Raw genomic sequence first — 9260 nt, 5'->3', positions numbered from 1 at the left:
GCATCCAACAGATCACACATAAGTATGTATCGCAAGTTTATTATAAAAAGCTTTTAGTGGAGAATGCGAGCGGTGTTTTAGGCTTGTATCATGGGTATTTTTACGGGAATATCAATTATTTTAATGAGAGCCTCATAACAAGCATTAGAGAACTACCAAACGATACGATCATAAGCAAGGTATCTAATGGATCTAATTTTTCTAATGCTGTAACATTCACGCAAAACTTAAACGACACCAACGACACAACAACAAGGAGCTAAAAATGATTTTAGAAAACGCAAGCGGATATAAGGACTATTTAGGAAGCGTCTTTGATGAAATAGGATTTTATGGGAGTTTTGAAGTGGTAGGTAATAACATTGAACTTAACATTATCCCTAAAGACAATAACGAGACACCGACTAAAGAGCAGGTTTTAGAGAAATTGAAAGAAATCGCGCTTAAAGCAAAAAAGCAAGAATTAGAAAATCAAATTAACGCTATTTGTAAGGAAAAAATTATAAAAGATTTTAGAAGCAGTGTTTTAGGGAATTTGCATGCTTATGATTTAACGCTAGAAGATCAAGCGAACTTGCAAGCGCTAGTTATAGGGAAGATTGATTCAAATTTTAGGTGTGCTGAAGTGAATAACGGCGTTATTAGTGATAAGACTTATAAAAATCACACTAAAGCGCAAATTTTGCAACTATCGCAAGAAGCTTTAAAGTTTAAGCAAAATTTGATCGTGTTTTATGGCAGACAAAAAGAACGCCTGAACGCTGTCAATAGTTTAGAAGCGTTAGAAAAATTTGTAATTAAAGAATACTTGACATGAGGAAGTTTAGCGAGGCCCTCGTGGCTGAGTTTAGCAATGATGGGAAAAGTTTGAGCCTTGTTGAAGGCTTTGAATACTACCTTAAAAACGATCATTCTAAAAAACTCATCATACCGAGCGGTTTTTCTAGCGATGGCTTTACGAACATGGGGTTTAGTTTTGTAATCCCACGATATGGGAGCGGTTTGAAATGCGCGATACTGCATGACTACATGTGTGATGTTTTGAATGGTGTAGTCCCTAGACCGCATGATTTTTTTATCAATACACGCAAAGAATGCGACGATCTGTTTTTAGAAAGCATGCTAGAAGTGAAAGCGTTTTCCGTGTTTAAAGCGGTTTTGATTTACTACGCCGTGCGATTGTTTGCTAAAGTGAAAGGCTTGAAATGATGCGAGTCGTGGTATTTGATACTAGCGGGATATTAGAAGCGTTTGATTATAGAGGCGTTTTGATCCACAAGCAAGAAATACAAGCCGAACAAAGCGTTAAACTACCATTCACGCAAAAGAACTTTTTCAAGTTTAACGATCGTTTTTTTGGTGTGTGTGAAGGCGTGGGGAATTTGGATTATAGGGATTATCCTAAAAATCTCAATTTTAACGCGCTTTTAGTAGAAACCATAGAAAACTACCTGCTAAACGCTAAAGAGCCAGAAAACAAGCAACAAAAGGCTTTATTAACGGATTTTTTAGAAGTCTATGACAAGAACATAGAAAAAGGTTTTAATTACCTTAAGCCTAGGTTTTTTTTAGAGAAAGAAAAAGAGTTGATTGAAAGGATTTTGAAATGATAGAAGTTAGCGAAGTTATCGCAAAAGTTAGAGAACGCCTAAACGACAATGAAGTAGGGAATTATGAAATTTTAGACAGCGTGCTAGTGGAAAACATTAATCAAGCGCTTTTAAAAATTTGTTTAGAATTTAAGCTTAACAAAGCGATCACAAGAGCCTTAATCACTGAAGAAGAACGCTTTTTGACCATTAATAACCTTTTAGGGATAGAAAGCGTTAAGTTAGATAAGAAAGAAATAGAAAGCCGTAACACGATAGAAAAAGATAGCGAAGAAATAGAATTATTGATTTTGAGCGATAAGATAAGTGTAACGCCGTTTAAGAGCGGAGAGCTTGAAGTGATCTATTACACTTACGAAGAAATTAGCAACATTTTAGACACTATCAAACTGCCTAAAATATGCCTTGATGTTTTAGTGTATAGCGTTTTATGCAACCTTTTAGAAATCCCTAACAATGAAACCAATTTTAGCGTTTTAGCGAACTATAAGCAATTATTGAAGCTTGCTAAAGATAACTTAACGAATTATTTAAGTTTGATGTATTCTAAAAATATCCATTTTAGCAAAGTAGTGCGAGTTTGAGAGAAGTCCCCTTGAAGGGCTATATCAACTTCAATCAAGAGGCATTCACAAGGTTTCTTAAAATGCTCTAACAACATTTAAACTAAACCAGAAAAGAACCGCTATTAGAAACGACAGAAAAAATCTAATAGCGAAAGAATATTAACTAAAAGCAAAAATAAAAAATAGGGTTATATTGATTTTTCAAATATAACCCTTAAAATAGTTTTGAGTTTTAGTTAAAGTTTTACAATTAATAAGAAAGGATAAGCATGGGTATCAAAGAAAAAGAGATCGAGCTAGAAACTTTAAAGCGTGAAATCGCACAAGCGGAAGCGAGTTTGGAGCAAGATTTTATTAAGCACATGGTAGATAAGACCAATGAGAAAGTGGAAGATTTGTTTTTTAGCAACAAGCCCGAGTTTTATAGGTTTGTTTTCACGGAGCAAAACAACTACTTGAGAGAGAAACTAACCGACAAAGTAGGAAGAGCGATGGATTTAAGCGATGAAATCCAAAGAGATAAGGACGCTGAAGAAATTGAAAAAGACAAGCAAGCGTTTTTAAAAAAGCACCCTGAAGTTGACTTTAACGAGCTTTTAGAGTTTTATAATGAAGAATTGCCTAACCGCCTTAAAAAAGAGATTGACAAGTTAGAAGGCGTGGATTTTTTTGAAGCGGTTTTAAACTATTTCAACGCGATCAACGCTAAAGAAGAAGAGCCTAAAAAAGAAAGCCAAGAAGAAGAAAAAGAATTACCTAAAGAAGCTTTAGGTAATGGCGTGAGCGGCGTAGGATACGCTAATAATGAAAACATCATGACAAGATACTAAGGAGCGATCAAATGTTAGAAAAACTCAATAACATCAATTTTAACAACATTTCCAATAACCCAAATTTAGGCATAGAAGTTGGTAGAGAGATCCAAAATGCAAGCTGGATCAAAAGCCCATTTTTTAGCATCACAGGCACAGGCGCGGATCGTGGGGTTAGACTTTTTAGCGTAGCGAGTCAACAACCATTCCGCCCAAGGATTAAAGCGCAATTAACCGGGAGCGGTGTAAGCGGTAATACGGATTTTGAAGCCAATTACGACAATTTAGAGATTTTGAGCCAAACGATCTACCCGGACGCCTTTGGTAATTCTTTGAGATCTAAAATCAAAGCTTACAGCGAATTAGAGCGCATTGACTTCATTAAGGAAAGCGTAGATAGCTTGACTACATGGATGAATGAAGAGAGGGATAAAAGAATCGTTGCAAGCTTGACTAATGATTTCACGAATTACCTCTATAATTCCACGATGAATGTAGCAACGATTAGAAAAGCGATTTTTCACGCTAGAAACGGCTTGAAAGGTGATAATAGTAAAGCGTTCCCGATTAAACCCATTAGAGCGACCATGCAAAGCGTGGGTAATGTAGTGGTGCAAAACGCAAGCTACATTATCCTTTTAGATAGCTACCAAGCTAACCAACTAAAAGCTGACAGCGAATTTAAAGAATTAAGAAAGCTTTACGCCTTCGCAGGAGAGGATAAAAGCATGCTTTATAGCGGTCTTTTAGGTGTGATTGATAATTGCCCGGTGATTGATGCGGGCGTGTGGAATAAGTTTAGTGTTGGTATGCCTAATTCAAGCGTGAGCGATAGCGATTTTACGCGCTACCTCAATAAAGCGAATGTGAATGAGATCGTAACGCCTAGCCAATTCAAAGAAAAGCTAGGCCAAGAAAAGCTAAAAAAAGAGATTTCGATCGGTTGTTTGATCGGCGCTAGCGCGGTGTTATTAGCAGGATCTAAAGAAACAAGGTTTTACATTGATGAAACCGTGGATGCAGGAAGAAAATCACTCGTGGGCGTGAATTGTCTTTTGGGGGTATCTAAAGCGCGCTATCAAAGCACGGACGGAGTCGTAACGCCTTATGATAATCAAGACTACGCCGTGATCGGTTTAGTGTCTAACATGGAATAAGAAAGGAAAAAGAATAATGAAACAAAAAGTTCACAGCGTTAGCTATCTCGCAAAAGCAGAATTTGAGTTTAAAAACGGCGTTTATGATTTAGTGGCTTTACCCACAGGTGCAGAAGTGGTAAAGGTAAGTTTAGAAGTGGTAGGCAACCCTACGGCTGGAAGTGTTAGCGTGGGGTTTAAAGATGAAACTACAAAAGAGTATTTTTTGAAGTTGGAACAAGTTAACACCAACAAGAACACCACGAGCGCTAAAGATTACACGGCTACAAGTAATAAAGTCGTAGTAGCGGAAGTCAAAAACGCTAACGGAACCGACACTAAAGGCGTGTTAAGAGTGCTATACTTTTTACCAAGCGTCATTGAAGTAGAGTATTAAATAAGCATTTTTGAAATGCTTAAGAAAGGTTAAAAAATGTTTTTTAAGAACCCTTTAAACGATCTGAACTACTTCAAACCACAAAACGCTAAAAGCGCGCAAGAATTGACGCAAGCGCCGAAAAACTTTGGCTTGTTGAATTATTCTAAAAATAGTTATAGCGATTTTTTGAACGATTACAAGCCAATGCCTAAAACTTCTAAATTTTCTAACTTCATGGAGAATGTAGGAGGTTATGGAGGTTTAGGAATGTTAGGAGGTGCGATCGGAGGTTTAGGGAGCTTGATCGTGGGAGCGATAAATTTTAGCGAGCAAAACAAGAGCGCTAAAGAAAGCGCTAGAATGGCCAAAGAACAGTTTGAACTAGAAAAACAACGCTACAACGCACGAGAGCAAGAACGCTTACAAAACCGGGAAGCGATTGATAACATTGCCAAAGCGAACGCTGATATCATGACAAGGTTTTAGCCTAAACATAACCCTTAAAATCAAGCCTTAATCTTGCTAATCTTTAGATAAAAGAATAAGGCTTGTTCATGGATTTCACCACACTACAAAACGATTTCACTAACGACTATCAAAAGGCTTTAATCGCTAATTCTGAATTTTTAGAAGCCAAGAAATACTACAACGGCAACCAACTCCCGCAAGATGTTTTAAACATTATTTTAGAGCGAGGGCAAACGCCGATCGTAGAAAACATGTTTAAAGTGATTGTAAATAAAATTTTAGGTTACAAGATAGAAAGCATAAGCGAAATACGATTAAGCCCTAAACAAGAAGAAGACAGAGCCTTAAGCGATCTTTTGAATAGTCTTTTACAGGTATTCATACAGCAAGAAAACTATGATGAGTCTATGATTGAAAGGGATAAGAACCTTTTAATCGGTGGGTTAGGTGTGATCCAATTATGGGTAAGCCAAGATAAGGATAAAAATGTAGAAATTGAAATTAAAGCCATAAAACCTGAAAGCTTTATAATTGATTATTTTTCAACAGATAAGAACGCATTAGATGCAAGGCGTTTTCATAAGATGCTAGAAATTAGCGAGCAAGAAGCTTTATTATTGTTTGGTAATAGCGTGGTAGTGAATTATTCTAATGTGAATCACGAAAAAATAGCGAGCGTTATTGAGAGCTGGTATAAAGAATACAATGAAGAGAGCCAACGCTACGAATGGAATAGGTATTTATGGAATAGAAACGCAGGAGTGTATAAAACAGAGAAAAAACCTTTTAAAAATGGTGCATGCCCTTTTATCGTATCCAAGCTATACACGGACGAGCTAAACAATTACTACGGCTTGTTTAGAGATATTAAGCCCATGCAAGATTTTATAAACTACGCCGAAAACCGCATGGGTAACATGATGGGAAGTTTTAAGGCGATGTTTGAAGAGGACGCCGTGGTAGATGTAGCGGAATTTGTAGAAACCATGAGCTTAGATAATGCGATCGCAAAAGTTAGACCGAACGCTTTGAAAGACCATAAAATCCAATTTATGAACAATCAAGCGGATTTGAGCGCTTTAAGCCAAAAAGCTGAACAAAAACGCCAATTATTAAGATTATTAGCAGGACTAAACGATGAAAGCTTAGGAATGGCGGTTAATAGACAGAGTGGGGTAGCGATCGCACAAAGGAAAGAAAGCGGTTTGATGGGCTTACAAACCTTTTTAAAAGCTACAGATGACATGGATCGGCTGATTTTCAAATTAGCGGTTAGCTTCATTTGTGAATATTTCACTAAAGAACAGGTTTTCAAAATTGTAGATAGGAAGTTAGGAGATAGGTATTTTAAAATTAATTCTAGCGATGATAACAAGATAAGACCGCTTAAATTTGATCTGATTTTGAAATCCCAATTAAAGACGGAGAGTCGGGATGAAAAATGGTATAACTGGAACGAACTTTTAAAGATTTTAGCGCCAATAAGACCGGATCTAGTGCCTAGTTTAGTGCCACTGATGCTAAACGACATGGATAGCCCAATCACTAACGATGTTTTAGAAGCGATACAAAACGCTAACGCTTTACAACAACAAAACGCTGAAGCGAACGCACCCTATAACCAACAAATCCAAGCCTTACAAATCCAAAAATTACAAGCCGAGATTATGGAGCTACAAGCTAAAGCGCACAAATACACCGAACAAGGAGCGCTATCACAAACCACGAACGAAAGCGAAAAAATAAACCAAGCGGTAGCGATCACAGAGATGCAACAACAAAACGCCAACAACGCTAATAATGCTAATAATGAAGAAAACGATAACAAGCCAAAAAAGAAGTTAAAAACGAGCGATAAAACGACATGGCGTAAATACCCGAGCGCGCAGAATTTGGATTATTGAAAGGCTAAAAAATGCTAAATAGGATTTTAGAAATGCTAGGAATAAGCGTTTTAGTTTTAGCGTTAGGGATTAGCTTTATTGTAGCGGTTTGTTTTTCTATAGGAGCGTTAGCTAATGGATAAGCAAAGAGCCTTAAAAGAATTAGCGATTAGGGAATTAGCAAGGCGTGATTTTTACCAATTCGTGCGCTTGAAGTGGGAAAGGTATGAGAATAAGCCGTTTTTAGACAACTGGCACATTAAATATTTGTGTAAGGTTTTAGAATGCACGCAACCTAACACATGCCAAAGCGATGAATTGATCAAGCGTTTGATTTTGAACATGCCTCCAAGCTATGGCAAAACCGAAATTATCGCAAGATGCTTTATAGCGTGGAGTTTAGGCAAAGACAGGACGAAAAAAATCTTTTATATTTCTTACAGTGATGAATTATGCAGAAAGATCGCTAACCAAGTAAGGGATTTAATGAGTAGCTTTTTTTATCAAAGTATTTTTTTTGATGAACCTTTAGAGTTTTTGCAAAACAACGCAAGGGAATTTATCTTACGAGAGGGCGGAGGCTTATTTGTAACGACTTTAAAAAGCGTGCTTACAGGTTTTCATGCTAATCAAATACTGATTGATGATCCGATCAAAGTGAGCGGTATGAACTCTAAAAAAGAAGTGAGCATGGTTAATTATAACTTTAAAGAAAGCGTTATGTCGCGCTTGCAAGATACGAGATCTAATATAACCATTCTCATGCAACGATTAGGAAGTAATGATTTATGCGGGTTTTTACAGAGCGAAAGAGAGTTTGATACTGAAACGATCAAAAAATGGAAAATCATTCAGCTTAAAGCCTTGAACGAAAACAAAGAAACCTACAAAATAAAGGATTTTGAACACATAAGAGAGAAAAACACGACGCTATTTGAAGCTAAGCACAATAAGGAACAATTAGAAGCCTTAAGACTACAAATGGGTAATGATGAATTTAGCGCTCAATACCAACAAGATCCCGTCGTTAGCAGTGGTGGGTATTTTGATCCGCAGTATTTAAAGAAAGTTTTCACGCATGAATTAGGGGAGTTAAATACTTACATATTTGTAGATAATGCTTTAAGCTTGAGCCAGAACGCCGATAACCGGGCTATCGTCGTCGTGGGCGTTGAGAATTATAAAGAAAGCGTTAGGTATATCGTTTTAGATTGTTTTTTTGGGATATGGACCGAGGAAGAAACCATTAAACACATTTTAGCGGCTAAAGAAAAATACAAGGACGCAAAGACCTTTATAGAGAGCGACGGCGGAGGTTTAGTATTGTATCGTTTGCTTTTAGTGGCTTTAGCAAGGCATAACCAACAAGCTAAAGAAAACAACAAAGAATTACTAAGCGATGAAATCATTTGCTACACGCCAAGCCGAAAGATTAGCAAAGTGGATAAAATCAAAGCGATAAGGCCTTTTTATAATACCGGGTTTTTAGTGTTTAGCCATTCTAGCAACAACACCGAACAGATAGAAAAAGAGCTTTTTAGTTTTAATCCGGATAAGCCATTCAAAAAAGATGATTGTATAGACGCTTTAGCGAGCGCGATAACGCATGAGAGCGTGAAAGCGCCTATAAAACGAGAGTTTAAAGAAACTTACAACGCAAGATTTAAAGCCAAACCGACATGGAGAATATAACCCTATAAAAAAACGCTGGATTAGTGTTTAATCAAATAAAAAGAAAGGTTTTTAATGAAAAACAGAAGCTATATTAAAAATTTTAAAAATATTGAAAATATTAAAAAAAAGCGTTTAGCATGTAAAAAGGCTAATAAACAAGCGCTAGAGCGTTTAAAAAATAAAGGTTATAGGGATTTTATCGCTAAAGTCAAAAGCAAAAGCCAAAGCGATGATGAAATTTTAGAAAGTTTAGAGTTAAGCTACCTTAACGCTGGCATTTAGGAGTTATGCGCATGTGGAATGAAAGATTTTTGAAAGTGATCCCCGCATTGTTGTTTTTGTTTTGTTTGTTGGAAATTTTTGAACTGGCTTTAATCATTAACGACATGAACAAAACCGAAAAATTAGAAGCCGATATTAGGAATAATTTGAAGGTTTTAGAAAACATCACGATTTTATTAAACGATCATTTAGAAGGCATGCAGTTAGAATATTTTCAAGATAAGAAAATTAAGATCAAATAATGCAACAGCATTTAATTATTTTAGGTTATGAAGTTTCAAAATTCATTCCGTATATTTTGGTGCTAGTGATCGGTTTGTTTGTATTAAACTTTCAATTTAATTTTGTTTAAAAGATATTATGTGTATAATCATAAGAAATTTAATCAAAGGTAGTGCCATGCTTATAAACGCTGTCATAGAAAAAGATGAGAATGGGTATTTTGCTTTT

At 36.3% G+C, this 9260-nt stretch carries 12 protein-coding genes and 1 pseudogene; all 13 read left to right on the top strand.

Translation table 11 applies throughout. The annotated features are described in order from the left end of the window. Nucleotides 1-263 (top strand): annotated as a pseudogene (locus tag KX581_RS07825) (hypothetical protein); the annotation flags it as partial. Nucleotides 264-265: 2 nt separating this feature from the next. Beyond that, a complete protein-coding gene (locus KX581_RS07820) occupies nt 266-817 on the top strand; it encodes a DUF4376 domain-containing protein (RefSeq protein WP_231176057.1) in 552 nt (183 codons plus the stop codon). Further along, nucleotides 814-1209, top strand: coding sequence for a DUF1353 domain-containing protein (locus KX581_RS07815; protein ID WP_231176056.1), 396 nt, complete (start codon nt 814-816; stop codon nt 1207-1209). The genes KX581_RS07820 and KX581_RS07815 overlap by 4 nt, the downstream gene beginning before the upstream one ends. Beyond that, the gene (locus tag KX581_RS07810) at nt 1209-1610 is read left to right on the top strand and encodes a hypothetical protein (protein ID WP_231176058.1); all 402 of its coding nucleotides are present in this window, start codon (nt 1209-1211) and stop codon (nt 1608-1610) included. The genes KX581_RS07815 and KX581_RS07810 overlap by 1 nt, the downstream gene beginning before the upstream one ends. Then, entirely contained in the window at nt 1607-2194 is a 588-nt protein-coding gene (locus tag KX581_RS07805) for a hypothetical protein (protein WP_231176055.1), read from the top strand. The genes KX581_RS07810 and KX581_RS07805 overlap by 4 nt, the downstream gene beginning before the upstream one ends. A 251-nt stretch (nt 2195-2445) precedes the next feature. Further along, complete coding sequence (locus KX581_RS07800) at nt 2446-3006, top strand: Coiled-coil domain-containing protein (RefSeq protein WP_231176054.1); 561 nt, start codon at nt 2446-2448, stop codon at nt 3004-3006. 11 nt (nt 3007-3017) lie between these two features. Continuing rightward, entirely contained in the window at nt 3018-4145 is a 1128-nt protein-coding gene (locus KX581_RS07795) for a phage capsid family protein (RefSeq protein ID WP_231176053.1), read from the top strand. A gap of 16 nt (nt 4146-4161) precedes the next feature. Next, nucleotides 4162-4521, top strand: a complete 360-nt coding sequence (locus KX581_RS07790) for a hypothetical protein (RefSeq protein ID WP_231176052.1) — start codon at nt 4162-4164, stop codon at nt 4519-4521. 36 nt (nt 4522-4557) lie between these two features. Continuing rightward, on the top strand, nt 4558-4989 hold the full coding sequence (locus KX581_RS07785; protein WP_231176051.1) for a hypothetical protein: 432 nt from the start codon (nt 4558-4560) through the stop codon (nt 4987-4989). Nucleotides 4990-5057: 68 nt separating this feature from the next. Further along, nucleotides 5058-6875 carry a phage portal protein gene (locus KX581_RS07780; protein ID WP_231176050.1) on the top strand — a complete coding sequence of 606 codons (1818 nt, stop codon included), beginning with the start codon at nt 5058-5060 and terminating at the stop codon, nt 6873-6875. Nucleotides 6876-6989: 114 nt separating this feature from the next. Then, nucleotides 6990-8546, top strand: a complete 1557-nt coding sequence (locus KX581_RS07775; protein WP_231176049.1) for a hypothetical protein — start codon at nt 6990-6992, stop codon at nt 8544-8546. A gap of 54 nt (nt 8547-8600) precedes the next feature. Further along, complete coding sequence (locus KX581_RS07770) at nt 8601-8810, top strand: hypothetical protein (RefSeq protein ID WP_231176048.1); 210 nt, start codon at nt 8601-8603, stop codon at nt 8808-8810. Nucleotides 8811-8821: 11 nt separating this feature from the next. After that, complete coding sequence (locus tag KX581_RS07765; RefSeq protein WP_231176047.1) at nt 8822-9052, top strand: hypothetical protein; 231 nt, start codon at nt 8822-8824, stop codon at nt 9050-9052. The last annotated feature ends 208 nt before the right edge of the window (nt 9053-9260 follow it).

The sequence above is a fragment of the Helicobacter pylori genome, assembly GCF_021062735.1.
In the GTDB taxonomy this organism is placed as follows: Bacteria; Campylobacterota; Campylobacteria; order Campylobacterales; family Helicobacteraceae; genus Helicobacter; species Helicobacter pylori_DN.
The sequence above is the reverse complement of the archived record's forward strand: the minus strand, read 5'-3'. Positions and strand labels throughout refer to the sequence as shown.

Coding starts and splice junctions, on each gene's coding strand:
- KX581_RS07785 (WP_231176051.1), top strand. CDS start 4,558: ATGTTTTTTAAGAACCCTTTAAACGATCTGAACTACTTCAAACCACAA.
- KX581_RS07770 (WP_231176048.1), top strand. CDS start 8,601: ATGAAAAACAGAAGCTATATTAAAAATTTTAAAAATATTGAAAATATT.
- KX581_RS07790 (WP_231176052.1), top strand. CDS start 4,162: ATGAAACAAAAAGTTCACAGCGTTAGCTATCTCGCAAAAGCAGAATTT.
- KX581_RS07800 (WP_231176054.1), top strand. CDS start 2,446: ATGGGTATCAAAGAAAAAGAGATCGAGCTAGAAACTTTAAAGCGTGAA.
- KX581_RS07810 (WP_231176058.1), top strand. CDS start 1,209: ATGCGAGTCGTGGTATTTGATACTAGCGGGATATTAGAAGCGTTTGAT.
- KX581_RS07765 (WP_231176047.1), top strand. CDS start 8,822: ATGTGGAATGAAAGATTTTTGAAAGTGATCCCCGCATTGTTGTTTTTG.
- KX581_RS07820 (WP_231176057.1), top strand. CDS start 266: ATGATTTTAGAAAACGCAAGCGGATATAAGGACTATTTAGGAAGCGTC.
- KX581_RS07795 (WP_231176053.1), top strand. CDS start 3,018: ATGTTAGAAAAACTCAATAACATCAATTTTAACAACATTTCCAATAAC.
- KX581_RS07815 (WP_231176056.1), top strand. CDS start 814: ATGAGGAAGTTTAGCGAGGCCCTCGTGGCTGAGTTTAGCAATGATGGG.
- KX581_RS07775 (WP_231176049.1), top strand. CDS start 6,990: ATGGATAAGCAAAGAGCCTTAAAAGAATTAGCGATTAGGGAATTAGCA.
- KX581_RS07780 (WP_231176050.1), top strand. CDS start 5,058: ATGGATTTCACCACACTACAAAACGATTTCACTAACGACTATCAAAAG.
- KX581_RS07805 (WP_231176055.1), top strand. CDS start 1,607: ATGATAGAAGTTAGCGAAGTTATCGCAAAAGTTAGAGAACGCCTAAAC.